Annotated in this window: 25 protein-coding genes; 4 read left to right on the forward strand and 21 right to left on the reverse strand. The window is 38.7% G+C overall.

Annotation, left to right across the window (positions count from 1 at the left end; genetic code table 11):
• Window positions 1–42: 42 nt before the first annotated feature.
• From ABXZ32_RS07060 to ABXZ32_RS07080, 5 genes are all read right to left on the reverse strand, one after another.
• Window positions 43–624 carry a Crp/Fnr family transcriptional regulator gene (locus ABXZ32_RS07060; protein ID WP_354617971.1) on the reverse strand — a complete coding sequence of 194 codons (582 nt, stop codon included), beginning with the start codon at window positions 622–624 and terminating at the stop codon, window positions 43–45.
• A 128-nt stretch (window positions 625–752) separates the two neighbouring features.
• The gene (locus ABXZ32_RS07065) at window positions 753–2,138 is read right to left on the reverse strand and encodes an FAD-binding oxidoreductase (RefSeq protein ID WP_354617972.1); all 1,386 of its coding nucleotides are present in this window, start codon (window positions 2,136–2,138) and stop codon (window positions 753–755) included.
• A 78-nt stretch (window positions 2,139–2,216) separates the two neighbouring features.
• Complete coding sequence (locus ABXZ32_RS07070) at window positions 2,217–2,699, reverse strand: cupin domain-containing protein (protein WP_354617973.1); 483 nt, start codon at window positions 2,697–2,699, stop codon at window positions 2,217–2,219.
• A 252-nt stretch (window positions 2,700–2,951) separates the two neighbouring features.
• Window positions 2,952–4,046 (reverse strand): nickel-binding protein, encoded by a 1,095-nt coding sequence (locus ABXZ32_RS07075; protein ID WP_354617974.1) that lies wholly within the window; start codon window positions 4,044–4,046, stop codon window positions 2,952–2,954.
• Window positions 4,047–4,197: 151 nt separating this feature from the next.
• A complete protein-coding gene (locus ABXZ32_RS07080) occupies window positions 4,198–5,448 on the reverse strand; it encodes an NAD(P)/FAD-dependent oxidoreductase (protein ID WP_354617975.1) in 1,251 nt (416 codons plus the stop codon).
• A 153-nt stretch (window positions 5,449–5,601) separates the two neighbouring features.
• Between ABXZ32_RS07080 and ABXZ32_RS07085 the strand changes: the two genes are divergently transcribed.
• Window positions 5,602–5,958: a DoxX family protein gene (locus ABXZ32_RS07085; protein ID WP_354617976.1), complete on the forward strand. Its 357-nt coding sequence runs from the start codon at window positions 5,602–5,604 to the stop codon at window positions 5,956–5,958.
• Window positions 5,959–5,974: 16 nt separating this feature from the next.
• On the opposite strand, the gene ABXZ32_RS07090 is transcribed toward ABXZ32_RS07085, so the two are convergent.
• The 8 genes from ABXZ32_RS07090 to ABXZ32_RS07125 form a co-directional block, all read right to left on the reverse strand.
• Window positions 5,975–6,337, reverse strand: a complete 363-nt coding sequence (locus ABXZ32_RS07090; protein ID WP_354617977.1) for a DoxX family protein — start codon at window positions 6,335–6,337, stop codon at window positions 5,975–5,977.
• A 154-nt stretch (window positions 6,338–6,491) separates the two neighbouring features.
• On the reverse strand, window positions 6,492–7,454 hold the full coding sequence (locus ABXZ32_RS07095; protein ID WP_354617978.1) for an EamA family transporter: 963 nt from the start codon (window positions 7,452–7,454) through the stop codon (window positions 6,492–6,494).
• 151 nt (window positions 7,455–7,605) lie between these two features.
• Window positions 7,606–8,502 (reverse strand): DUF4382 domain-containing protein, encoded by an 897-nt coding sequence (locus ABXZ32_RS07100; protein WP_354617979.1) that lies wholly within the window; start codon window positions 8,500–8,502, stop codon window positions 7,606–7,608.
• Window positions 8,503–8,678: 176 nt separating this feature from the next.
• Window positions 8,679–9,167, reverse strand: coding sequence for a GNAT family N-acetyltransferase (locus tag ABXZ32_RS07105; RefSeq protein ID WP_354617980.1), 489 nt, complete (start codon window positions 9,165–9,167; stop codon window positions 8,679–8,681).
• Window positions 9,168–9,204: 37 nt separating this feature from the next.
• On the reverse strand, window positions 9,205–9,711 hold the full coding sequence (locus ABXZ32_RS07110; RefSeq protein WP_354617981.1) for a GNAT family N-acetyltransferase: 507 nt from the start codon (window positions 9,709–9,711) through the stop codon (window positions 9,205–9,207).
• Between the two features lie 113 nt (window positions 9,712–9,824).
• Window positions 9,825–10,523: a hypothetical protein gene (locus ABXZ32_RS07115; RefSeq protein WP_354617982.1), complete on the reverse strand. Its 699-nt coding sequence runs from the start codon at window positions 10,521–10,523 to the stop codon at window positions 9,825–9,827.
• A gap of 187 nt (window positions 10,524–10,710) precedes the next feature.
• Window positions 10,711–11,511 (reverse strand): hypothetical protein, encoded by an 801-nt coding sequence (locus ABXZ32_RS07120; RefSeq protein WP_354617983.1) that lies wholly within the window; start codon window positions 11,509–11,511, stop codon window positions 10,711–10,713.
• A gap of 149 nt (window positions 11,512–11,660) precedes the next feature.
• Window positions 11,661–13,010: a DEAD/DEAH box helicase gene (locus ABXZ32_RS07125; protein ID WP_354617984.1), complete on the reverse strand. Its 1,350-nt coding sequence runs from the start codon at window positions 13,008–13,010 to the stop codon at window positions 11,661–11,663.
• 99 nt (window positions 13,011–13,109) lie between these two features.
• Here ABXZ32_RS07125 and recQ point away from each other — a divergent pair, with 99 nt between their 5' ends.
• Both recQ and ABXZ32_RS07135 read left to right on the forward strand, forming a co-directional pair.
• Window positions 13,110–15,218, forward strand: coding sequence for a DNA helicase RecQ (recQ, locus tag ABXZ32_RS07130; protein WP_354617985.1), 2,109 nt, complete (start codon window positions 13,110–13,112; stop codon window positions 15,216–15,218).
• 130 nt (window positions 15,219–15,348) lie between these two features.
• Complete coding sequence (locus ABXZ32_RS07135; RefSeq protein ID WP_354617986.1) at window positions 15,349–15,996, forward strand: hypothetical protein; 648 nt, start codon at window positions 15,349–15,351, stop codon at window positions 15,994–15,996.
• Window positions 15,997–16,070: 74 nt separating this feature from the next.
• Here ABXZ32_RS07135 and ABXZ32_RS07140 read toward each other — a convergent pair whose 3' ends face one another.
• From ABXZ32_RS07140 to ABXZ32_RS07155, 4 genes are all read right to left on the reverse strand, one after another.
• Window positions 16,071–16,940 carry an acyl-CoA thioesterase gene (locus ABXZ32_RS07140; RefSeq protein ID WP_354617987.1) on the reverse strand — a complete coding sequence of 290 codons (870 nt, stop codon included), beginning with the start codon at window positions 16,938–16,940 and terminating at the stop codon, window positions 16,071–16,073.
• 183 nt (window positions 16,941–17,123) lie between these two features.
• Window positions 17,124–18,179, reverse strand: a complete 1,056-nt coding sequence (gene arsB, locus ABXZ32_RS07145) for an ACR3 family arsenite efflux transporter (RefSeq protein ID WP_354617988.1) — start codon at window positions 18,177–18,179, stop codon at window positions 17,124–17,126.
• A 2-nt stretch (window positions 18,180–18,181) separates the two neighbouring features.
• Complete coding sequence (locus ABXZ32_RS07150) at window positions 18,182–18,808, reverse strand: arsenate-mycothiol transferase ArsC (RefSeq protein WP_354617989.1); 627 nt, start codon at window positions 18,806–18,808, stop codon at window positions 18,182–18,184.
• 35 nt (window positions 18,809–18,843) lie between these two features.
• Window positions 18,844–19,176 carry an ArsR/SmtB family transcription factor gene (locus tag ABXZ32_RS07155; protein ID WP_354617990.1) on the reverse strand — a complete coding sequence of 111 codons (333 nt, stop codon included), beginning with the start codon at window positions 19,174–19,176 and terminating at the stop codon, window positions 18,844–18,846.
• A 140-nt stretch (window positions 19,177–19,316) separates the two neighbouring features.
• On the opposite strand from ABXZ32_RS07155, the gene rlmF reads away from it, so the two are divergent.
• Complete coding sequence (rlmF, locus tag ABXZ32_RS07160) at window positions 19,317–20,216, forward strand: 23S rRNA (adenine(1618)-N(6))-methyltransferase RlmF (protein ID WP_354617991.1); 900 nt, start codon at window positions 19,317–19,319, stop codon at window positions 20,214–20,216.
• A 35-nt stretch (window positions 20,217–20,251) separates the two neighbouring features.
• On the opposite strand, the gene ABXZ32_RS07165 is transcribed toward rlmF, so the two are convergent.
• From ABXZ32_RS07165 to ABXZ32_RS07180, 4 genes are all read right to left on the reverse strand, one after another.
• Window positions 20,252–21,808: a DEAD/DEAH box helicase gene (locus tag ABXZ32_RS07165; RefSeq protein ID WP_354617992.1), complete on the reverse strand. Its 1,557-nt coding sequence runs from the start codon at window positions 21,806–21,808 to the stop codon at window positions 20,252–20,254.
• A 202-nt stretch (window positions 21,809–22,010) separates the two neighbouring features.
• A complete protein-coding gene (locus tag ABXZ32_RS07170) occupies window positions 22,011–22,685 on the reverse strand; it encodes a haloacid dehalogenase type II (protein ID WP_354617993.1) in 675 nt (224 codons plus the stop codon).
• Window positions 22,686–22,895: 210 nt separating this feature from the next.
• Window positions 22,896–23,348, reverse strand: coding sequence for a cold-shock protein (locus tag ABXZ32_RS07175; protein ID WP_354617994.1), 453 nt, complete (start codon window positions 23,346–23,348; stop codon window positions 22,896–22,898).
• 293 nt (window positions 23,349–23,641) lie between these two features.
• A complete protein-coding gene (locus ABXZ32_RS07180) occupies window positions 23,642–24,910 on the reverse strand; it encodes an MFS transporter (protein WP_354617995.1) in 1,269 nt (422 codons plus the stop codon).
• Between the last annotated feature and the right edge of the window lie 76 nt (window positions 24,911–24,986).

Genomic DNA, 24,986 nt, shown 5'->3' on the forward strand with positions numbered 1-24,986 from the left:
TATTGTTTGTACCTCCCAAATAACTTGACCTATGTTAAGAAATCAGGGAGATATGACCAAATTTCGCCTTATTCTGCTCAAACTTTGAGCTGAAACGCCTAAATAATTAGCGATATCATAATTTGCAACACGTTGTTCTATATTGGGATAGGTCTTGCAAAATTCCAGATATCGTTCTTTGGTAGACTTTTGTAATGTGGATAAAATTCGTCCTCTTAGGGAGATAAAAGCCCCAGTTACCAAAATTCTAAAATAACGTTCGAATTTTGGAATGGATTCAAATAACCGCTGAAGATCATCATACGTTATTGCCAATAGGGTAGAATCTTCTATGGCCTCAACGTGAAGTTTGGAGGGAACTTGGTTGTAAAATGCATCAAAATCCCCGATCCACCAATTTTCAATGGCAAATTGAATAATGTGCTTGTCACCGTTGTCATCTAAATAATATCCTTTTAAACAACCTTTGATAACAAAATACTCATTCCGGATATAAGACCCAGGTTCTACAAGCCTTTTTCGCTTAGAAACTTCTACAACGGATAAGAACGATAGGAATGTTTCGGTTTCTTCTTTTGAAAGCGAGATGTATTTTTCCACATGGGCTATAATGGCATCGTTCATAAGGAGGATTAATTCTACCCTCTAAAAGTATCATTTTTGAAGTATATAAACAACAAAGCGCATTGTATGGCTTACGCTACAATGCACTTTGAATGGGAAAATTATTTATTTGATTGATTTTAAAATATTTATGGTTTTATATTCTGATTGACCTGAAACAGATTATTGGGATCGTACTTTCTTTTGATTTTAACCAAACGGTCATAATTATGTTTATAGCTCGCTTTGATACGTTCCTGCCCTTCATCCATCATAAAATTGGAATAAGCTCCCCCTGAAGCATACGGATGCAGGGCTTCGTAATAATCTTTACACCATTGTGTAATTTTATCTGCGTTTTTAGGATCTGGATCTACCCCAACGATGACCCCTGCGTATTTGGCATCCCTATAGGCCCAAGGGGTATCATCTTTTCCAACCCTACTGGCCGCACCACTTAAAGGGTAAAGATGCATCTGTGATAGCGGTGTTGGTATCTTGGAACCATATTCTAAATGCCCAGCCCTTATTTCAGGTCCTAATTTATTGAAGAAGTCTGCACGCCAATACCATTGTAATCTTGGTGGAAAAAGGCCATCAAATAAGGTTTGTATGGATGGATAAGGCATTTCTCCGACGTGTTGAAATATCGCATTTTTGTCCAGAACGGGTTTAAAGAGTTCATCAAACTTATTGGGATTTCCCGTGTAGCACCATACAATGCCGCAAAACTTTTTGTTATGAAGTTCTTCCGGAAAGGGCGGTCCCGGAATCACCAAAGTAGCTATAAAGCCATTTAAATCTTCTGGCGCATCATGAATAAATTCATCGTACCAAGCCATTATTTCCTCTGTTTTTTCAATAGGCCAAAGCGTTGGCCCTCCAATGACCGTTTTAACCACGTGGGCTTGGAATTTAAAGGAAGTCACAATTCCAAAATTGCCTCCTCCCCCTCTAATGGCCCAGAATAAATCTGGGTGTTCCTTAGAATTTACGGTGACAAAGGATCCATCAGCCAAAACCATATCGGCCTCCAACAGATTGTCAATGGTCAGACCAAATTTTCTAGATAGATAGCCAACTCCTCCTCCAAGGGTCAGGCCTCCTACTCCGGTTGTTGATATGATACCGGCGGGGATGGCTAGTCCGAATGGATGGGTGGCGTGATCTACTTCCCCCCAGAGATTCCCGCCACCTACCCGAACGGTGTTGTCATTGGTATTGACCCGTATTGATTTTAAGCCCGAAAGGTCAATGACTAGTCCGTCATTGCAAAGTCCCAGACCGCCTCCATTGTGTCCACCTCCGCGGATAGCCAATAAGATATCGTTTTCTCTTGCAAAATTTACTGAGTATATAACATCGGCCACATCCACGCATTTTACAATCATGGCAGGATATTTATCTATCATGGCATTATACACTTCTCGTGTCTCATTGTAATTTGCATCTGATGGAAATACAATTTCTCCCCTTAACAGGGCTTTAAAATCCTCTATTTTAGACGGAATTACGTCATCTACTGTATGTGCCATTTTTTTGTTTTTAAATATGGTATGTATTTGTTTATATTACACCTTGATTGATATATCAAGTTAACAGTCTTAATACCGCTATTCCTTCACCACCATTGGAAAGGCATCCAAAGGCTCCTCAAAGGCAATAAAAAGTACACAAGGACCTTCATCCCCACATCTTGCAACATGTGGTTTTTTGGCAGGACCAAAGGCGTAGGAGCCAGTATTCAATACTACTTCTTTCTCCCCATCATAGGTTACATACAATTTACCCGAAACCAAGATCATCCGTTCGGCAGAATTGTGCCAATGTCTTGGTATATCGGAGTTGGCTTGGACCTTAAAGAAAACATCTACGTTCTTTTTTGCTGGATCCCCGTGCAAAACGGCTATCCCACAACCTTCAGGCATAAATGGAGGACATGGCCCCCATTGCAGGTCGGCGTTGGTGTGGGATTTGACCAAAGACATTTCAGTGGCCATCTCATTGGATTGTTGCCCATTGATGGTACCGCTGAAAAACGTGACTACGAGCAACACCATGGCTGCTAATTTTAAAGATAGGTGCTTGTTTTTCATGATTGAAAATTTTAAATTATTGAATTGATTAGACTAAATAATAAAGGGGAACGACACACTTTTGGGACCTTAAACTGGTCACAAGGATTGACTATTTTATTGATTTAAAACCAAGTCGAGCCCAATTGGAACGGGCTGTGGGGATACGTGGAGTAACTACATAAAGATAAAGAGATAAAAGCAAAAGGACTATCAATATTGATTCAAAAAAGAGGAATTTTGAACCAAGTAATCAAATAACGGGTAAGAGGATCAGGCTAGATTTTCCTGTAGATATTTGGAAGGGAGTATTCCAAAATTAGCTTGGAAGCATTTTGAGAAATAAGCTGGACTATTGAAACCAGTTTCAAAGGCAATTTCAGAAATGGAACCTTTCCTGTTATTTAATAATTGCAGGGATTTCTGTAGACGAAATCCTTTTAGAAATATATTTGGGGATTGATTGGTAATCCCTTTCATCTTCCTGTAAAACTGTGATTTGCTAAAGCCCAATTCGGTACCGAAGGTCTCCACTTGTAAATCTGTTTTATGCCAAGTTTCATCCAAATAATCAATTAAAATATTTAAGAACCGTCCCTCAGAATTATTAATGGTTCTTATGGATGAGAGATCTATTACGTGGCTAGGATTTTCTTGTTCATAGAGCGACTTAACTTCGGTGGAGACTACAATATTTCCCTTTACAAAATTGGACATTCGTTGGGCCGACTTAACGGCAGCCTCAAAAATACCATCCTTTTCGGTCACGGGAACCCCTGCATCCAGTCCAATGGTGACCAATGTATTGGAATTGCTAAATTGCTTTGACTTGTCCTGAATCTGCACGGCACACTCCATAGCTCTTGATACAGATTGGAAAGAGACTAAAAATGATCCTGAATTTTTACGAACCATATTACCATCATTCGAGCCTATAGTTTCAATAATGGACTCATATAGGTGTTGAAAATGGGTGTTACCCATACTCTTGAAGTTTTTTAAATTTAAAGGTTTGAGTCCTACATTCATTATGGTCCTAAATGCGGGGTCGTTTATGACATGTGCCAATTCATTGGCCGCCTTTTCGGGATCTTCAATGCGACCCAAAAAAGATTCAACAATAGCACTTTCTACTTCAATTATTTTATGGGGAATTTCACCATGTGCATGGTTGTGCATTCTTTCAATAGCTTCCTTGTTCGGGGCCTCTATTAAACAAAATGCCATCTTTCTTTGATCGTCAAACCAATAGGTCAGCCCTTTACATCCAAAAAGGTGCTCTATTTTAATATCTTCTATATGCAATTTCGCAACATGCTCTGCAGTCACGGTTTCCGATACGTCATGGCGATCCATATAGATAGGCATATTCTTTATTTTCTATACAATGTAGTGATTTTTAGGTAGTTATTCTGATTTTATGCTATATAAATATGTAACTTAATAAATTAGAATGATGGATGTTTGGTTTTAGATTAATCTAAGCCAAGCTACGAGAATTAAAATGTAAGCTTAGCTTTTACGATGTTGTCTTCATATGTTCTAAAATGGCTTTTGCCGCCATTTCCCCTGTGGTCATCGCTGCGTTTAATGATCCATACAGGTGATGATCGCCTGCGAGATATATACTTGGAGACCATTGGGTTTGTTGAGGAGTCATTGAATATTGCAAATTGGTAAGTTGTGGCAGGGCCTTTTTAATCTGGTAGCGCTTTAGGAAAGTAAGTTCAGTAATACCGCAATACTGCTCCAATTCTTGAACTACCCTATCCAGGACATCCTTATCACTCAATTGGTGTTCCTTCACCAAAGTCACTGATAGCAGTTCTCCTTCTCCACGATTTGCCATTTCTAAACTCGTATGGAAAAATAGGTTGTTGATCAGCGCATCTTTATCAGCAATCAATCCAATAAGTGGCCGGGGTATGATTCTTTTTGGAGTGGTAAAATAAAAGGTTTCACACCTTTTCCAAGTAACAGTTTCCATTATTAAATCCCCTGTTAAATGGGAAGCATCAGTAGCTATTATGGTATAATGGCTTGGTAGTTCTTTGCCATCTGCCAATACTAGCTTTCCTTCCAATACCCTTTCCACTGGGGTATTTAGGATGATATTACTTCTCTTAAGTTTGGACGCGAGCTGCTCTGCAATTGCCCCTATACCAGCTTTTGGCAGTACGGCCAGTCCCTCTCCGAACATTTTATAGACAAATTGAAACATCCTACAAGAGGTCTCCAAATTAGGTTCTAAAAATATGCCACTAAAAAAAGGTTTGAAAAAGGAAGATATGATGTCATCGCTAAAACCCCTGTCCTTTAAATAGGTTAAGGTGCTTGTTTCTTTGGAAGCAAATATCTGTTCCAATGACATTGCTTTTAATTCGTTATTTAGTTTGAGGATTTTAAATTTATCAGAAACAGTGCCGATATTAGCAAGTAATGTGGGTATTAGAAGGGATACATTTCTTAAAGGGTCACCCAGTGTTTTGTTCTTCCCATCTTTAAAGATTACTGCTCCAGGTAGAAATTTCTGTAGTGCAAGAGAATCCATATCCAAATATTTTTTGGCCATAGGGTATGCGTCCAATAGGACCTGAAAGCCATGATCTAATTGAAATCCCTCATAAATATCTGTTTTAACGCGACCCCCAGCCCTATCAGTTGCCTCATATATGGTGGTAGAATACCCTTCCTTTTCCAAAACCAAGGCAGCAACAAGACCACTGATCCCTGCACCAACTATATTGATAGTATATTCTGATTTTTCCATTTCATTTTTTAGGTAAAAATAAAGAATTGGAAGGGAAATAAGCTTTCCCTAATTCTTGGAAATTGATTTGAAAGGGTTATAAAATGAGGATGTGACTCTAATGATTTATCTTTGAACGAGATTTTAAAAATACACTTGAGCTAATTACTACCTATGGATGGACTCACAATATTGACTTTTTTTTCATCCTTTTCCTTTTTATTTTTTGGTATTGGCTGTTTTTTCTCACCGAGAATGAAATTAGAATTCATGCGTTATGGACTCAATAAACAACAACGATGGCTTACCGGAGCGTTACAACTTTTAGGCAGTATAGGCTTGCTCTTAGGACTGTTTATTAGCCCTTTTTTAAGTTTTATATCAACGATTGGCCTCTTCGTTTTGATGCTTTTAGGCTTATGGGTTCGCATCAAGATTAAGGATAGTGTACTACAATCCTCTCCAGCTTTATTCTATGCGCTGCTCAATCTTTATCTGGCATTTCAATATGGGGCACTAATTTTTATATAGGTAAAGAAAATTCTTACTATACAAAAGCAATGATCAAACACATTGTTAAAAACAGAAAAGCAGGAAAAGACTTCATCAATGGATCTTTGATCTTTAAATGCATAATGATGGATCCAGAAAGTAATATTGCCAATCCCAGGGCAGCCGGTTGTTTTAATTCGGGATAAATAATTGCTGCTAGTAGGGCAAGTGCCAGCGCTACTTTTAGGGTACCTACAACATAACACATCCAAACAGGAAGACCGTATACCTGAAACTCTTCCACAATAGTTTTGGCATTTCCACCACGCCACTTTGTAGGTTTATTTTTCTGTATAAGCCAAACATTTAGGATACTGAGGCCTACAATTACTTGAAGAAGGATGATTAAATAGTTCATATACAAGGTATAAATAGTTTCTAATAGAATTCAATCTAAATTTCGTAAAAAATAATTAGAAACTACTTTTCTCAGGTCAAACTTATACTTGAAATATGAAAATGATTTTGAAAATGGAGGTTTTTTCACCTCTGACAATACAAATTAATAGGCATTAGGTATCATCCAACATGCGCCCCATTCTCCCAGAAAACCTGGAAAAAATCAAGACTTTCTTTTTCGTATTAATGAAGTAAACACCCGTTAATAGAATTACTGCCGCTATAACGGATTGAAGGGTTATCTGTTCTTGTAAAAAGTACCATCCCAGAAGCATCGCGATAATCGGGTTTACATAAGCCGATGTTGCCACTTTTTCGGTAGAAACTACTTTTAACAGATAATTGAAGGAAGTAAAGGCAGCAATGCTACCAAACAAAATTAGACCAATAATTGACGCCTGCACCTTTCCACTCCAATTCAAGGGAGAGATCCATGTTTCTCCAACAATGAAACTGGATATGGCCAACATAATCCCCCCAAATAGCATTTGGTAGCCCGTATTGATAAAATAATTGGGAGGTAAATCGGCCTTGGCCACAAAAAGACTACCAACACTCCAGCTCAAAATACAGGTAAAGATCATTATGATCCCTAAGGTACTGCCTTCCTGAGTGCTTAACTGCTGTTGACTTACCAATAGATAGATGCCAATAAATCCAAGAACAATCCCTACAACGGACATGGTCCTGATTTTTTTACCCTGAAAGAAACGCATCAAAAGCAAGATGATCAACGGTTGGGTAGATGCTTCAAGGGCAGCAAAGCCACTGTCTACAAATTTCAATGCCCATACTATTACCCCATTGCCGTAGGTCAAGAATAAAAATCCGGCAATAATGCAATTTTTTATTTGTGGTTTTGTAATCGTCAAGGGAAGCCCCAATAGTCTGGCGATAATGAAAATAAGCGTCCCAGCCGTAATAAAGCGGATAGCTGCCAACATCAATGGAGGAAGTTCAGAAACTGCTACCTTATTCATTAGATAGGTACTGCCCCAAAAAACATAGATGGAAAAAAAAGCAAGAACAATGATAATAGCTGTGCTTGGTTTGGCCTTAAAAATGTTCTTAATCATTGTTATATTCCTTCAATATTTGGCTTTCCACTATCGGGTATGCAAATATCCTGTAAATAAAATAATTAGATGGTGGTCTTAATTAAATATTTGGAAAATAAAAAAGGGAGCAAAATTAATTGCTCCCTTTTTTACTAAGCTTATATAATGATTATTCTAGAACTTCAAGTTCAAAATCCAAAGTGGTTTTATTGGCAGCCACTACAGTAATGCCTAGAGCTGTAACGGTTTTATATTCAATTATCTCAGTTTCCGATTCAACAATCAATGCAACAACCACATCATATGTCCCAGCTTCTAACCCTAATATGGTATACATTCCTGTTTCATCAGAAAAGGCAGATGTAATTGAATCATCCTCAAGGAATTCAGTGCCCTCAGGGAATATGGATACTTGGGCACCTTTCAATGGAATTATTTCACCACCGTTATCCGTGGTAATCATTCCCGTCAAAGTTCCCGCCGTAGATAGATTGGATGCTTTAATAACTGGCTTAAAATTAAAACCTGTGATGCCACCCGCATCTTTTCTGTTTCCTTTGGCCACGAAAGATTTGCTCACATCAAAATCTAAAAGCAGATCTGCGGTAAGTCCACCATCAACAATAATGTTTGGTTCTACAAAGACTTTAATTCCAGACTCTGCACCACTAGGTACTTTTAAATCATAAACGGTACCGTCCGTAAGCACAATATTTACACCTTTAACATAGACTCTAAATAGGTCATAAGACCCAGCAGGAACTTCGGTATTCACCAAAGTTGTAGTAATGCCATTGGTAAGGTCTAAAAGATTCACCTCCATTTCTTCTTCCATTAACAGAAGATAGGGAGCATTATTTTCATCCGTTCCTTCACCTTTGGACCTGGCTTCAATTTTAAAAATGGTCACATTTGCTTCAGCGACTAGATCGTGGGGAAAAGGGGCATCTGTAAGTTTTATGGAAAGCCTGCCAAATTCGTTGTCTTTGTTATTATCGCTACTACATCCTATCAAGGCTAGGGAAAGGCTTAAAAACAAAAGGGGAATAAATTTAATTTTCATCATATCAGATTTTAGATTGGGTTCAACTAACTTTCTTATTTACGCAGGTATTAGCTATAAAGGTTGTTCCGTTGTACCTGAAAAGGGAGTTTTTTTTGATATTTTCGATGAACTGCAGCTTTTCCCCAAAATTTTTGGAATTCTAAAAATGCCCAGTATTGCTAACCTAATTTGGGATACTACAATTTTTTATACATAACATAGGCATTGGTATATCCATTGATTGGATGATTAAAGGCCTCTGGTATTTCCCCAACAATCTGAAACCCAAGTTTGGTCCATAACCTTACGGCGGGCTCGTTGCTTTTAATGACCATATTGAACTGCATAGCACGATAGCCCAATTTTTTTGCTTCCACCAAGGAATATTTGCCCATGGCTTCCCCAATTCCTTTACCAAAACTATCTGGATGTATCATATAGGAGGCGTTGGCAACATGTGATCCATTATCGGGAATGTTGTCTTTAATAAGAAAGGTGCCTACTAACTTATTCCCAAGGAACGCCACATAGGTACGCTTTTCCTTTGAACACCAGTAATCTATCATCTTTTCCCTGCTGGAGTCTGGATAGAAAACATAACTGTTTCCTGTTTTTATAACATTTTTTATTATGTCCCAAATAGCATCTTGGTCCGCTAAATCTGCAACTCGTATTTGTAAATCCACTAGTTGTATATTAATTATAAAGGGAAATTAATATAAATTATAATGTAATCTGAAACAAACTTACGGTTGCGTTGTGGTAATGTGCCGGAAGGGATTTCGTGTCCTTCAATTTAGAAAGCCCTAGAAATTGGAACCCGCATTTTTTATAATGGGAAATCAATCCAAGGTTCTCTCCTACGGTATCCATACGGATATAATCCAGTTTATTTTCGTGGGCATAGGCTTTGGACCAAGTGACTATGTGTTCCACCAAATGTTGTCCCCGAAATTCGGGATTCGTGGCTATTCTGTGAATGTACATGGCCTTGTCTGCATCTTTTTCTCCCCAAATTTCGGGATCTTCAAAAGTTACCGCCCACACGCAGGCCACTTGTTGGCCAACCATAATTTTCCATTGCCTGTTTTCGGCAATTTCTTTGGACACCAGCTCTGATGAAAATTGGGGCCATTGAACACATTTTTTTGTTTTTTGGAAGGCTGTAGCAAGCCGATATAACCTGAATATTTCAGGAATATCGGCAGTGTTGCTATTGGTAATTTTCATTCGGATAAAAATAGATTATTTGCATATCTAAGATAGCCAATCCATTTTTATATCCGTTTAGGTCCGAATATTGTAACCCTATGGTCTCTCCCAAATGGGCTTACGGGCTAGTTTTAGTACTTTTCTCTTCTTTCCCTTCGGTCATCACGTCTTTCCCTTCTATCCTCGGCCAATTCCCGTTTATCTTCCCTTAGTTCCTCCTTCGTTTCGGCAAGATCAGCTTTCATGGTGCCCATAAATTTTTGTAGAATATTTTTATGAAGCTCCAGCTTTACTACTTTGTTCATATCGGAATAAGATATGTTTTTTATTGTCTGGAACAAGGCTCTCTGATGCCCTAATCTCGCTTCCAATTCTTTAAGATCCAAAACATCGTCTTTTTTATCCCTTATGTCATCCCTGGTATCTCGTCTATCCCTTGCAATATCTCTATGATCATCATTGGATCCCACATATTGTCTTCTGTTTCTTCTATTCTCCCTTCTATCGGTTTGAATTTCCCTGGTGCTTTGTACTACCTCCCTCTTGGCCCTGGCAATTTTAACTTCTGTCTGACTTATTTCTCGGGACATACTGGCCAATAATATGGTTTGATTTCTTTTAGCTGCACCAATGTTTTTGGTGTTGATGGCCATTTTAAAATTATGACTATGGGTATCGAAGGCCTTAAGTTCTGCTTCATCCCTTGCTAAGGTTGTTTTATCCACACGAATTTGATGGTGGTCTTGAATAGCTTCTTTGACATTCTGGGCCATCAAGGCAGTGGAACCCAATAACAATAATCCGATAATACTGATTCTGATCTTTTTCATAGCAATATTTTTTGGTGGTTTTAATATTCTTTGGTTTTGGATGGTTCTCAAGGGAAAAGGTTTAATGAAGAGCGATCCTTTTGGATGAAATACACGTTAGTATGGACCAACGTGACTTTTATTAAAAGATAGATCCCCTGTCGTTTGCAACAGGGGATCTTTTATGTACACTTAAAATATACTTTAATTAATCACGTAGTGAAAAATCTGTCTTTACATCATTTGGATAGATCAGGGTAGCTGTATCATCACATTCACCATCGCCCCAGTCAATGGAGACGACCAATCCATTTTTGTTGATTTCCAAAACACCTTGTGTTAAGAACTCACAAGCAAGGTTTCCAACCAATGCCTCCTTTACATCTAGACTATATCTATTAGGACCTTCATTTACACTCCATTTTCCAGTAATACTAAAGGTAATATCTTCCAAAGTCTCCCCAAAGGTGATAAGAACGCCCTTAGAGCCAATTACTTCCAACACATTACCATTTGCTTTGGTAATTATTAAATCGCTGGTTACATTGTATGCCACAGAGTTTTGATTTGATCCCATTTCCATGGTAAAACTTCTGGTGCCATTAAATTCAATATCTCCTACTGAAAAATTATCATAGGTAACCATAAAAGAAGCATTTTCACCTTGTCCAGTGTAAACAACATTCAAGACTCCGTTTACATTCTCATGGTTACGGATATTGCAATTTTCGAAGGTCATGGTAAACCCATTATCATCGTAAACTGCCGCGTAACATTGGTTGGTGCCTTTTGCCGACTTTCCAGAATTTGAATTGTTCATGTAAGCTTCGGAAACGATATCATCCGCAATACCGGACAGGTCATCTGCTTCTAAAACTGTTTTTACTTCTGTTTGTGATAATTCTTGATCCGAGGTTACGGAACTGTCATCTTTGCTACAGGAATAACCCATACATAATGCTATACCTGAGAGCAGAAACACTCCGCTTTTCAACATGTTTGTTTTCATACTTATCTTGATTTATAAGTAGTTAACGACAATCATCCTTCAATAGTGTGAAAGGATGGAACAAAACGATGAAATGCACAATAATTTAAAAATCATGTGCTACTACTCATAAGGTAAAGGTTATGACAATCGATGGAAAAGTAGGACTCCTATTTACGTTTATTACGTTTGTTGTAGTTCTTGTCCCCCCTAGTTTTGGGTTTCTTGTATTTTTGGGCTATAATTCTTTTGTAGGAGCCTCCTTGATTGGTTTTCTTATTCTTTTCACTTTTTTCATGAAAACCAGAGCCCGCATCTTCCGAGCGCTCTTCTGGATTGTTCCCTTCTATGATTTTAGGCCGTTCTTCTGGAGTCAACTCCTCTGAAATAGCTACTTTTTCTGGTATTTCCATTACAGGAATACTATAATCCATCAATGCTTCAATGGCTTCCTTATAAGGAGCCTCCTTTTCAGTATAAAAAAGAATGGATTTTCCCAATTCCTCTGCCCTACCGGTTCTCCCGATACGGTGCATGTAATTTTCAGGATAGTTTGGGGTATCAAAATTGATGACATGTGAAATTTTGTCTAGGTCCAAACCACGAGCCATTATATCCGTCGCCACCAAGATCCTATTTTTTCCTTCATCAAACTGGTTGATGGATCTCAAGCGGTAATTTTGGGTTTTGTTGGAATGGATCACGGCAGATTCATCAGCATATCGTTCTTCCAAACATTCAAATACCTTATCGGCACTTCTTTTGTTGGAAACAAAGACCAGTACTTTATGAAATTCTTGCTTGTCCCTTAGCAAGTGGTTCAACAAATTTATTTTGGTATAAAAATTTGGAACTGCATATACTTGTTGTGATATATTCTCCAAAGGAGTTCCGCTTACAGCAATGGATATTTTAGCGGGAATGACAAAAAAGTCATTAATCAATGCATCCACATCATCCGTCATGGTAGCGGAAAACATTATATTTTGCCTTCTTTCAGGCAATAGTTCAAAAATATTGATCAATTGAAACCTGAAACCAAGATCCAACATCACATCTACTTCATCAATCACTAATTTTTTAACGTCTTTAAGTTGTAAGGCCCTACTCAAGACCAAATCATACAATCGGCCCGGGGTGGCTACAACTATATCGGCACCTTGGGCAACTGCTTGTGCCTGGGTGTTCATATTAACGCCCCCATAGACGCCTACGACTCTTACCGTGAGGTATTTTGAAAAACTTTTAATCTGTTCCACTACCTGTACCACCAATTCACGGGTGGGGACCATGACCAGGATTCTTGGATTGGTCTGTTTAGAAAACTTCAGATCCTGTAATAAGGGCAGCATATATGCAAAAGTCTTCCCAGTACCCGTTTGGGCAATACCTACCATATCCTTACCAGAGAGAATAACAGAAAATGCACCTTCTTGGATAGGGGTCGGAACATCAAACCCCAAATCTTCAATGGCATAGTGAAGTTGTTTGGATATATTGAAATTTTCAAAGGTACTCATGGGTAATTTTTTTTGCAAAGGTAGCGTATTCTATCACATTCTATTTTTCTAAGGATTGGAATTAGTTTTATTTTGCAGAACAATTCTTAAAAAAGAACCTTGACCGATTCTAGCACCCTTATCCCCACCTTAAAAAAATACTTCGGATTTGATAGTTTTCGCAACCAACAGGAGGAAATTATCAATACTGTTTTGGAGCAAAAGGATTGTTTGGTGATCATGCCAACAGGAGGAGGGAAATCTATATGTTTCCAACTGCCTGCCTTGATGTTCAGTGGTATTACCCTGGTTATTTCCCCTTTGATTGCCCTTATGAAGGACCAAGTGGATGGGTTAAGGGCCAATGGCATAGAGGCCGACTATTTCAATAGCAGCCAGGCGGGAGAGGAACAACAGGAAATTTTGGAAAAAGTAGTTACATCAAAGCTTAAACTGCTTTATGTTGCACCGGAAAGTCTAGGGGCTTTAGAAAACATTTTAAAAGAAGCGTATATCAGTTGTGTGGCCATAGATGAGGCGCACTGTATCTCTTCTTGGGGACATGATTTTCGTCCATCATACCAACAATTGTCCTTTTTAAAAAGATCCTTGCCCAATACCCCGGTTATTGCCCTTACCGCAACAGCTGATAAGGCCACAAGGCAAGATATCATTGATCAGCTGCAAATTCCCAATGCCAAGCAATTTATTACCTCTTTCGATCGGAAAAACATTGGCTTGGAAGTAAGACCGGCGAATGATAGGGTTAACCAGATCATAGATTTTATAGCCCAAAGACCAAATCAATCGGGAATTATCTATTGTTTGAGCCGTAAATCGACTGAGCAGTTGAAAGATAGGCTGCAAAGCAAGGGGATAGATGCCCATGCCTATCATGCTGGATTGAATTTTGAAGAACGCACCAAAGTTCAGGAAGATTTTATTTTTGATAAGACCCAAGTGGTCTGTGCCACCGTTGCTTTTGGAATGGGGATAGATAAATCTAACGTTCGCTGGGTGATCCACTACAACATGCCTAAAAATCTGGAGGGATACTATCAAGAGATCGGTCGCGCTGGAAGGGATGGCACCAAGGCAAAAGCACTCTTGTTCCACAGTTATGCGGATGTGTTGCAATTGCGAAGATTCATAGATGGCACGACCAATGAGCAACTGCAGGTTGCTAAATTGGATCGTATGAAGCAATTCTCCGAAGCCACGAGTTGTAGACGAAAAATACTTCTGAGTTATTTTGGAGAACTCTTGGCAAAGAATTGCGGGAACTGTGATATATGCAAAAATCCACCTCAATTTTTTAATGGTACCGTTATAGCACAAAAAGCCTTATCAGTGATTACCAGATTAAGGCAGTCAGAATCCATGGGGGTAATTATAGATGTGCTCAGAGGAGCGAAAAATGCCACTACCTTGGACAAACACTATGATCAACTTCCCTCCTATGGGATAGGTAACGATATCGCTTGGAAAGATTGGCAACATTATATCATTCAGTTGATAGACCAAGGATATTGTGAGATAGCTTTTCACAAGCATAATGCGCTACAGCTCACCCATTTTTCCAGGGAAGTTCTTTTTAATGGGCAGCAGGTGCAAATGACAAAGCCCATAGAAAGGAACGTGCAAATTGAAGAACAGAAAGAAAAGACCAAGAAGTCCAAGAAAAAAGATACGCTTTTTGAAAGGTTACGACTGCTGCGCTTAAAAATATCATTGGAAGAAAATATTCCTGCCTATTTGATTTTCAGTGATGCCACCTTAAAGGAAATAGAAGCAGAAAGACCCATGAGCGAAGCTGAATTTAAGCAGATCAGCGGTGTGGGACAGCGTAAAATGGAAGTATACGGTGACGAGTTCATAGCGGAAATAAATGCCTTTATGGCAGAGAAAAAAAAGAAGACCAAGAAGTCCGATACCGCTAAGGTTACCTATGAAATGTATAAGAAAGGCATGTCTATTGAAGCAATTGCCGAGGCCAGGGATTTAAAGGCGCCAACTGTTTTTTCACACCTTTCCAAATTATATAGTGAGGGCAAGGAGATAGATATGTACCAATTTGTGACCAAAGAAGAAGTTATTTCTGTAAAAAATGCAAAAAAGGAGTTGAATTCTCCAGAAGGACTAAAGCCTTATTTTGATCATTTTAATGAGGAATTGGAGTATTCCAAAATACGTTTGGCCCTTACTATTTTGGATAGGGAAAATAGATAAATACATTATTTTTTGTAGGAACCAAATACCTGGTAAAACCCAATAATTGGGTTGATATTTGTCATTTCATGTTTATGCTCAGTGCACTACCTTATTGTATTGTACCGATGGTAGGACCTAAGAACATGAAATGAATTGGAATACTACACATGAAAAGCCTAAAGCCCTGTTAATACCAATTTTGGGAATGCTTTTATTTGTATTTTTTATTATCAAGGCTGCTTCCTTGTATCCTGGGGGTTCCCAGTACTCTTCTACCGAGGAGGGGTTTAGTTTTTTGAACAATTATTTATGTGATTTACTTGATAGTACAACGTTTAACGGCTCTCCTAATCCTTCTAAAGATCTAGCTCGTCTTGCACTTTTTCTTCTTTGTTCTTGTTTGACCGTATTGTGGTATTATTTACCCAAACTTTTTAAAAGGAAAGGTGTGCACCTGGTTGTTATAAGAGTTACGGGTATTTCGGCCATGATCATTACTTTATTTTTATCCTCCAACTCCCATGATTTGGTGATATATATTGCCGGACTTATTGGGCTGATAGCAATGATCACAACCATTGTTGCGCTCTATAAAGAAGGATATCAGGAGCTTTTTGCCTTAGGAATCTTTTGTTTGGCCATTTTGCTTTTGAACTATTATATCTATGAATCGGGCCTGCTAATAACTGTACTTCCTGCAATTCAAAAAATAACATTTGTCAGCTTTATCGGCTGGTTTGCCCTTTTGAATATTTCCCTTTACAGAAAAATGAGAACAACCAAGAATGTTCAATAGCTTGCCCTCATACTACATATGATATATCCATAGGCACAAAATGAAGTATTCTACCTGTCCGATAAATAAAATGGTTATTGTCTTTTCCATGGTCGCAACAATCCTTCTTGGGCAACTGATGCGATAAGTTTACCATCCCTTGAAAATATATTTCCCCTAGAGAAGCCACGGGCATTACTAGAACTTGGAGATTCAATCGAAAAAAGCATCCAATCATCAAAATCAAATTCCCTGAAGAACCACATTGAATGGTCCAAACTGGCCATTTGCAAATTACCGTAATGTGCTTTGCTGGCATTTGGTAAAATTGCAGTAAGCAGGATGTTATAATCTGAGATATAGGTGAGTATCTGTTGTTTTATAGGAAGTTCCAGCCCATTAATATTTCCCTTGAGTTTAAACCAAATGTCATTGAAAGGCGGTAAATCCTTTCTGTCCATTGGATTGGCTATCACCGTTGGTTTAAAATCTATAGGCCGTTCTATCTCTAGAAATTCCCGCCTATTTTTAGGCATTAGTTTACCATATTGTTTCAATAAATCTTCCCAACTCAGTAGCTCCTCTGGGGGCTTGACATTGGTTTTCATAGGAATTTGGTGCTCGTACCCCCCTTCTATCTTATGGAATGATGCGGAAAGGATAAATATGATTTTATCCCTTTGTAAGGCAGTCACCCTTCTTGTAGAAAAACTACCTCCATCCCTAATAATGCTCACCTCATATCTGATGGGCAACTCCAAATTCCCTGCCTCCAAAAAATATGAGTGTAGGGAATGCAAAATCCGTTTGTTGGTAATGGTTCGGTACGCCGCATTCAGGGCCTGTGCCAAAACCTGTCCCCCAAATACGTTTGGGCTGCCAATGGTTTTGCTCTCCCCTTCAAATTGATGTGTACCAACTTCTGTTAGTTCTAATATGTTAAGTAATTGCTTAGCTGAATTCATGCACTATTATCTTAAGAAGGCCTAAATATATAAAGATTTAATACTCGCCACCCAAAGCTTGCCACTTTAACTGTTTGCCTGTACAAATAGAGGACAATGTAGTTGATTAACTACATGATATTAAATACATTATAGAAATATGTCTAATTGAATTATTTCAATTTTCCACAGCGTATAATAGAATTAAACCGTTTTTAAGGGTTGATAATATTTTTTACGCAGCCAAAAAGCCACTCGTACCAACAGAATCAAAGCAGGGACTTCCACTAATGGTCCTATGACCCCTGCGAAAGCCTGACCAGAATTAATTCCGAACACGCCAATAGCAACGGCAATCGCCAATTCAAAATTATTGCCGGCAGCCGTAAATGAAATTGCAGCATTCTTATCGTAACTAGCGCCCATTGCCTTACTGAAGAAGAAACCTATGATGAACATTAGGGCAAAATAGATCAGCAAAGGAATGGCAATGACCACAACATCCATTGGGATCTCTACAATTAACTGGCCTTTTAAGGAGAACATGACAACTATAGTAAATAAAAGTGCGATTAAGGTAAGCGGTGAAATGGCCGGGATAAATCGGGTGGTATACCATTCCTCCCCCTTGAGTCTTACCAACACAAATCTGCTTACTATTCCTGCCAAAAAGGGAATTCCTAAATAGATGGCCACACTTTCGGCAATGGTGCCAATTGAAATGTCGACTATTGCACCCTCAAAACCAAAATAAGGTGGCAGAACGGTGATAAACAGCCATGCGTAAAAACTATAGGCGAATACCTGAAAAATACTGTTCAAGGCCACTAGTCCGGCACCATATTCACTACTGCCTTCGGCAAGATCATTCCAGACCAACACCATGGCAATGCACCTGGCCAATCCAATTAATATGAGTCCCACCATATATTCTGGATAATCCTGCAGAAAGGTTATGGCCAATATGAACATTAAAATAGGTCCTATGATCCAATTTAAGATAAGGGAAATGGACAATATCCTCACATTTCTGAATACTTTGGGCAAAAGGGCATAATTTACCTTGGCCAAAGGTGGATACATCATTAGGATGAGTCCAATGGCGATTGGGATGTTGGTGGAGCCATTTCCAAATGACTCGATCAAGTTTGGTATGGAAGGATTAAAATAACCTAAAGAAACTCCAAGGCCCATGGCCAAAAATATCCATAGGGTTAGGTAACTATCCAAGAAGTTTAGTTTTTTCTTATTTCCGGACATGCTCATGCTTTTATTTGTGAAAATACGTAGGTCAATTCTGTGGCAATCTGAAGGCTGCGTTCCCTATATTTTTCTGCTTGTTGGGGAGTGCCATCAAAAGCTTTTGGATCTTCATAGGTAATCGGGATTCGTTTATTTGCTCCTAGAATTAAAGGGCATCCGGCATCTGCCTGGGAACAGGTCATTATCGCGGCAAAGTTCGACTTGGGATTAAATTCAGCATCATAGGTCTTGGAGAAACCAATGATAGGCGGAGCATTTTGAGCATATTTGATCCCGTAAATAGGATTTGGTTCCTTGGACAGGGATAATACTTCAAACCCATGATCCTTTAATGTAGCTGCTGCCATGGGAAATAATGCTGTTGCTTCTGTTCCTCCAGAATAACAATTGACATTGCCTATTCGATAATAAAAAGCCGCAGTTTGTGCCCATACCTGGGATAAATGACTGCGCCTGGAGTTATGGGTACAAATAAAATTTAAATTGATGGGGTTCTTTTTTTCTACATTCTTTTGAATGTAATCGATCAATGGCTGCAGTACTTCCTTTCGTTCTTCGGTAATAGTCTCCTGTTTTAAGGATTTGATGAGATCATGCAGTTCTGAGAAAATGCTTTCTTTATTCATTCAGTGGGATAATAAGTTAAAATTAGGATAATTGATTAGCAGCAGCCCTCAGCTGCCTTAGGTTCTTGGGTTAAAAAGTTGGTAAGGAGAGAAGACATTTCCTCCCAAACCTTTTGATCTATGCAATAACAAACACTGGTCCCTTCAATACTACCCTTGATGAGACCAAGGTTTTTCAGTTCTTTTAAATGTTGGGAAATGGTAGGTTGTGCCAAACCAATTTCGTTGACAAGGTCCCCGCAAATACAAGAGTCAGTTTTAAAAAGGTATTGCAGTATGGCTACCCTTGCTGGATGACCGAAGGCTTTGGCCAGAGTAGCAATTTTATTTTGTTGGTCGGTAAATATTTCCGATTTGGTAAGTCCCATCTATTTTAATTTGTTCATTGCAATATTACAATAAATAAAGATGTAACAATACCAAAATCCAAACATTTAATACCCGAAACTTACAGAGTGGAACTAAAAGAATAGATCATGAACATCAATTATTACTATAAACGACATAAATGAACGTATCTTTATCACTCACCCAATACCCTTTTGTTTTGCATCCACGGAATATCCATAATTCTCCTTACAATTTTGAAGCATTAATAAAGGCTTACCCAGCCCTAGCTCCCTTTGTCCAAAAAAATCAACATGATAATTTAACCATTGATTTTTCTGTAAACGAAGCGGTGATAGCCTTGAACAGAGCACTTTTGATACTTCATTACAGGGTTGGTTATTGGGAAATCCCTACTAATTATCTCTGTCCCCCAATTCCAGGCAGGGCAGATTACATCCATCATATTTCAGATATGTTGGATGCAGGCAATCATAAGGAAGGCATAGTGGGCCTCGATATTGGGGTTGGGGCCAATTGTATCTACCCTATCCTAGGTGCCCAAATTTACGGTTGGCGCATGGTAGGTGCGGATATCGATAAAGCTGCAGTTGCGGCAGCACAAAGCAATGTTGACCTAACCCCCAAATTGGAAACCAAGATCCAGATACGACATCAGAGCAACAATGCCCATATTTTTCATGGCATCATTAAAGAAGGGGAATATTATCATTTCACCATGTGCAATCCCCCTTTTCATGCTTCTAAGGAAGAAGCTGAAAAAGGAACCTTACGAAAATTAAAAAATCTTCATGGTATCAAAAGCCTTGCACATAATTTTGGGGGTCAGGCCAATGAGTTGTGGTGCAATGGCGGTGAATCCTTGTTTATAAAAAGAATGATCAAGGAGAGCGTAGGATTTAAAAATCAGGTAGGGTGGTTTACAACCCTTGTTTCCAAGAAAGAACACCTCCCCAAGATCTACAAGCAATTACAAAAGCTGAAAGCCCAATACAGCACCGTGACTATGGAGCAGGGCAACAAACAAAGTAGATTTGTGGCCTGGAACTTTAAGCCCTAACCAGTTACTTAAATAAATTCGAGTTAAAAAAAGAATTACTCTTCCGGTGGTCTGCCGTGAATTTGCTCAAAAACTGTATCAAAATTATCCCTTAGATAGGCCCTTAATTTCTTGCGATAGTCATCGTTGAGCCAATCCACAAAATTAAAGGTACTACGGCTGATACATTTGGTATAGCGTTCTATTCTGTAGTCTATATCATCGCCTAACATTTTTGCCAAAGCATAGGCATCATAGACATCCTCACTATTCTCAATACAGATTTTGGCGTGATGCTCAATAGATCTTTCTAGAACAACCTTGGAGGACTCCCCATTATTAATAGAATCGATATAGGTTTGTTTTATATCAAAATAGACTTCCTTGGAATTGGCAAATTCAGCACGGAGTTCCTCGGGCATTTCATACCTGAAATTACCTTCGATGTCTTCATCATTAAGAAGGTTGTCCAAGTAATAATTAGGCGAGTGAAATATTTTTTGCCAGTCCAAATCAGCTCCCCAAGGTCCAAAACGATGAAAGTTGTTTCCGAGGTCAATAACGGTAAAAGTCGCTTTATTCCTCAAAATACGGGATCCACGACCTATCATTTGGTAATAGAGTGCCAGAGATTTGGTAGCTCTGTTTAGAATGATGGTATCCACGGTTGGTTCATCGAACCCAGTGGTCAAAATACTTACCGATGTTAAAATAGCATCTGGTGTTTCCTTGAACCATTTTAGAATTTGTTTTCTTTCTTTTTTAGTAGCGGTATTGTCCAAGTGCATGATGGGATACCCTGCCCTTCTAAAAGTGTCATATACGAATAAGGAGGTGTTAATACCGTTGTTGAAAATCAAGGTTTTCTTTCCTTTGGAGCGTTCCTCATAGGCTTGCATCAATTTTCCCAACATATCGGTTCCCGTATACAGATCATCCGATGATTTCACGGTATAATCCCCATTGGAACCAATTTCCAAAGATGTTAGTCCCACGTTATAGGAATAGGTCTCGGCCCTTGCCAAAAACTCGTTCTCTATAAGTGCTTCAATGGTTTCCCCTACAATCAATTCATTGTAGTTGTCGTTCATTGGAAGCTTGGTATTGGAACTTAAAGGAGTTGCAGTCACTCCCAGAATAAAGGAATTTTCGAAAAATTTGAACAACTTGGTGAAGGAATTGTAATGGGCTTCATCAATGATGACCAAACCAATGTCCGATATGTCGAGCTTATCGTCATTCAATCTGTTGTTCAAGGTCTCCACCATGGCCACAAAACAGCTATATTCGTCCTGATCGTCCAAATTGGCCTTACTGTCTACTACTTTGTTCTTAACCCCAAATTCGGTCAACATATTGGAAGTTTGCTTGCACAGTTCCACTCTATGCGTCAGTACTGCCACTCTTTTGTTGTGGTGTTTAAGATACTGGCGTACCATTTCAGAGAAGATTACTGTTTTACCTCCACCCGTAGGCAATTGGTACAACAAATGGTAATCATCAGGAGCCTCTTCAAAACATTTGAAAATTTTATCTATAGCTCCCTTCTGGTAGCTATATAGATCTTTCCCTGATTTTCTTTCTTCTGTTTCGGAGGTTTTTACTGTAGACATGTAGACGCTTTAGAGCCCGCAAAAGTACGGCCTTTATAGGCTTGAAGTCAAATCTTAAGTCCTAAATTATCTTAAAGTTTTTAGAAAAGGTAATTGGACCCTTAATTTTACGTGTACAACGAGAATATTTTTATGCAATTAACTGCTTAAAAGTGTCTCAGTTGAATCATACCTATAAAGTGCAGGAGGCATTACTTTTATTTTAAACCAACTCCTTGGCTATTGATAGAATGTTGCTTCCGGTAATATCGGCTTCTTCCGCCAATGGATATGGGAATTTCCCTGGCCTTGAAACAAAACCAGTCATAAGTCCGGCTCGTTGGGCACCCGCAATGTCCCATCCGTGTGCGGCAATCAGCATGGTATAAATTGGCGAAGCTTTCATTTCCTTTACCACATGGGTGTAGGTTGAAGGATGTGGCTTGTACTGTTTCACATTCTCCACACTAAAAAGTTCATCAAAGAAGTGGTCAATTTCTGCAAATGCCATTTGGGCTTTTACAACTTCCATCGTACCATTGGTCAATGCGACCATTTTTACACCGCTATTTTTAAGTATAGTAAGGCCTTGCACAACATCGGGATGTGGGGGTAATTTTTTTATCAAACTCAGAACATCCTTAATTTTACTCTCAGAGATTTGCTTATCAAATTTTTCTGCAGTCATTTTAAGGGTTGCGGCCCCTACTTTTCCAAAATCTTGGTACTTTCCGGTTATAGATTCCACCAAGGAGTAGTGCAAAAGAGAAGAAAACCAGTTATCAAAGGCAAGTTCATTCGCCAGGGCATTATTAATGGCCACTTTCATCGGTTTTAAATCCAATAGGGTTTCATTGACATCAAAGATGAGCAACCTAGGTTGGGAGTGCATTGGCATAGTGTGTATTTGGGATTTCAATTATGGGATGAAAGTATAAATAAACCTATGCACTTCAATACCCAAGAAAGTTAATTATGGGAAATTTAACGCATACCGAAAGATCGGTAGGATATTTATTTGATGCTAAAAGTGAAGTAATTTCATATTTTAGTAGAGTACTTGGAAGGTCTCCAAGTACTTTCTAAAATATAAGAATGTTATTTGTAACTAGATTTTCTTGACGCGAACGGCATTCATCCCCTTAAGGCCTTTTTCTAATTCAAAGGTAACTTTGTCGTTCTCAAGAACTTCGTCGATAAGTCCACTAACATGGACGAAATATTTTTCTTGGGAAACACTGTCTATAATGAAACCAAAACCTTTTGAAGTATCAAAGTAAGATACCTTACCAGTTTTGTCAGCAACTTCCTCTTCTTCGTAATCCTCTTTCTTTGGAATACCAATAACGATACTTTCCGCATCAACTTTCACCTTTTTAGATGGATCTGGCGGGGTATCTGTTAGATGTCCGTTTTCATCCACGTAAGCAATCATATTCTCAAAGTCTCCGCCTTTGGAATTTGCCTTACGGGCTTCTTTCTTCTTCATTTTTTCCTCACGTTTTTTCAAACGCTTTTTCTCTTTTTCTTTTTTATTAAAGGTTTCCTGTGCTCTCGCCATTCGCTTTTACTATTAATTTATATTTATTAATGAATCATTTATGTCTTTAATGTACAACTTTTCATGAGAAAATACTAAAAGAATCCTTGGAAAATATCAATCGATGCGATTGATATATCGAATACCCAATTCAGTGGTTTTAATCGAAGAAATGCAAAAAATGTTTCTTTTTGTACATAGAAACGGCTACAAAGATAGCACTACATTTTGAAATTATAAAACTCTTTGGACAATTGGTTCGTTTATCCCGATGATTTTGTTAAAAAAATCCATCTTTTTTAAATAAATTTATTTTATTCTTCAGATTCGTGTTTATCCAGATCATCTTTTAAATCCAATTTTCTGAAAGTAGGAGAGAAAATTCCAAATCCGAGAACCGTTAACAGGGTCATTGTGCCTCCAAAGACCACAGCAGTAACCGTTCCCATTAATTTAGCGGTAAGTCCACTCTCAAACGCTCCCAGCTCATTTGATGAGCCTACGAACATCGAATTTACGGATGATACGCGCCCCCGCATATGGTCCGGTGTTTTTAATTGCAGGATGGTCTGTCTGATGATCATGGAAATACCATCCGTAACACCACTAAAGAAAAGCGCTAGGACCGATATCCAAAAAGTTTGGGACAATCCAAAAATGATGATACAGATGCCAAATCCAAAGACGGCAACCAATAGCTTCATCCCGGCATTTCTATGCAAAGGGAAATAGGCCGATGCGAACATGATAATAAAGGCTCCCACTGCAGGTGCCGCCCGTAATACCCCAAACCCTTCTGCCCCGACTTTTAGGATATCCTGGGCATAAATGGGCAATAGGGCGATGGCTCCTCCAAAGAGCACGGCAATCATATCTAGTGTAATAGCTCCAAAAATAGCTTTGGTCTTTAAGACATAGGTTACCCCTTCCTTTAGGCTGGTCATCATGGATTCCCCTATTTTCGGGTTCAAAATTGGTTTTTTGGGTATTTGATACAGAAATATCAACGCAAAGGCAGAAAAGCCCACAATGAGGCACATCGACCAGTGGACACCTATCCAAGTTATGGAAAATCCTGCCAATGCGGGCCCAAGAACGGAGGCCATTTGCCAAACTGAACTACTCCAAGTTGCAGCATTGGGATATATTTTTTTGGGAACCACCAAGGAAAACAATGAGAAAACAGTTGGACCCATAAAGGCTCTTACGAAGCCGCCCAAGAATACCAAAAAGTAAATAGAATAAAGGATAATGTTGGTAGACCAATCGGCCACTATTCTTGGCCAGGTCAATAAAAACAGCCCAAAACTAATCACAGAAAACCCGAGGAGACATTTTATGAGGAGATTTCTTTTTTCCGATTGATCTACGATATGTCCTGCAAATAGGGCCATCCCCACGGCTGGAATAACCTCCATCAAACCAATAATTCCAAGGGACAACGGATTTTTTGTAATGCTGTATACCTCCCACTCTATGACCACAAATTGCATGGACCACGCAAAGACCATTGCAAAACGAACCAATAAAAAAATATTAAATTCCTTAAATCGCAAGGCTGCATATGGATCCTTTTTATTCATAAAGAGTCTTCAATCATTAGGGGTTAAATACTTCACATCAAGTTATTTGTACTAAATATTTGATTTATAAAGTTGA

Origin of the sequence: Sediminicola luteus (genome assembly GCF_040566555.1) — a bacterium.
Lineage (GTDB): Bacteria > Bacteroidota > Bacteroidia > Flavobacteriales > Flavobacteriaceae > Sediminicola.

Bases quoted from the DNA above. Each gene is read 5' to 3' on its own strand.
- ABXZ32_RS07060 (WP_354617971.1), bottom strand. From the start codon at position 624: ATGAACGATGCCATTATAGCCCATGTGGAAAAATACATCTCGCTTTCA.
- ABXZ32_RS07065 (WP_354617972.1), bottom strand. From the start codon at position 2,138: ATGGCACATACAGTAGATGACGTAATTCCGTCTAAAATAGAGGATTTT.
- ABXZ32_RS07070 (WP_354617973.1), bottom strand. From the start codon at position 2,699: ATGAAAAACAAGCACCTATCTTTAAAATTAGCAGCCATGGTGTTGCTC.
- ABXZ32_RS07075 (WP_354617974.1), bottom strand. From the start codon at position 4,046: ATGCCTATCTATATGGATCGCCATGACGTATCGGAAACCGTGACTGCA.
- ABXZ32_RS07080 (WP_354617975.1), bottom strand. From the start codon at position 5,448: ATGGAAAAATCAGAATATACTATCAATATAGTTGGTGCAGGGATCAGT.
- ABXZ32_RS07085 (WP_354617976.1), top strand. From the start codon at position 5,602: ATGGATGGACTCACAATATTGACTTTTTTTTCATCCTTTTCCTTTTTA.
- ABXZ32_RS07090 (WP_354617977.1), bottom strand. From the start codon at position 6,337: ATGAACTATTTAATCATCCTTCTTCAAGTAATTGTAGGCCTCAGTATC.
- ABXZ32_RS07095 (WP_354617978.1), bottom strand. From the start codon at position 7,454: ATGATTAAGAACATTTTTAAGGCCAAACCAAGCACAGCTATTATCATT.
- ABXZ32_RS07100 (WP_354617979.1), bottom strand. From the start codon at position 8,502: ATGATGAAAATTAAATTTATTCCCCTTTTGTTTTTAAGCCTTTCCCTA.
- ABXZ32_RS07110 (WP_354617981.1), bottom strand. From the start codon at position 9,711: ATGAAAATTACCAATAGCAACACTGCCGATATTCCTGAAATATTCAGG.
- ABXZ32_RS07115 (WP_354617982.1), bottom strand. From the start codon at position 10,523: ATGAAAAAGATCAGAATCAGTATTATCGGATTATTGTTATTGGGTTCC.
- ABXZ32_RS07120 (WP_354617983.1), bottom strand. From the start codon at position 11,511: ATGAAAACAAACATGTTGAAAAGCGGAGTGTTTCTGCTCTCAGGTATA.
- ABXZ32_RS07125 (WP_354617984.1), bottom strand. From the start codon at position 13,010: ATGAGTACCTTTGAAAATTTCAATATATCCAAACAACTTCACTATGCC.
- ABXZ32_RS07135 (WP_354617986.1), top strand. From the start codon at position 15,349: ATGAATTGGAATACTACACATGAAAAGCCTAAAGCCCTGTTAATACCA.
- ABXZ32_RS07140 (WP_354617987.1), bottom strand. From the start codon at position 16,940: ATGAATTCAGCTAAGCAATTACTTAACATATTAGAACTAACAGAAGTT.
- arsB (WP_354617988.1), bottom strand. From the start codon at position 18,179: ATGTCCGGAAATAAGAAAAAACTAAACTTCTTGGATAGTTACCTAACC.
- ABXZ32_RS07150 (WP_354617989.1), bottom strand. From the start codon at position 18,808: ATGAATAAAGAAAGCATTTTCTCAGAACTGCATGATCTCATCAAATCC.
- ABXZ32_RS07155 (WP_354617990.1), bottom strand. From the start codon at position 19,176: ATGGGACTTACCAAATCGGAAATATTTACCGACCAACAAAATAAAATT.
- rlmF (WP_354617991.1), top strand. From the start codon at position 19,317: ATGAACGTATCTTTATCACTCACCCAATACCCTTTTGTTTTGCATCCA.
- ABXZ32_RS07165 (WP_354617992.1), bottom strand. From the start codon at position 21,808: ATGTCTACAGTAAAAACCTCCGAAACAGAAGAAAGAAAATCAGGGAAA.
- ABXZ32_RS07170 (WP_354617993.1), bottom strand. From the start codon at position 22,685: ATGCCAATGCACTCCCAACCTAGGTTGCTCATCTTTGATGTCAATGAA.
- ABXZ32_RS07175 (WP_354617994.1), bottom strand. From the start codon at position 23,348: ATGGCGAGAGCACAGGAAACCTTTAATAAAAAAGAAAAAGAGAAAAAG.
- ABXZ32_RS07180 (WP_354617995.1), bottom strand. From the start codon at position 24,910: ATGAATAAAAAGGATCCATATGCAGCCTTGCGATTTAAGGAATTTAAT.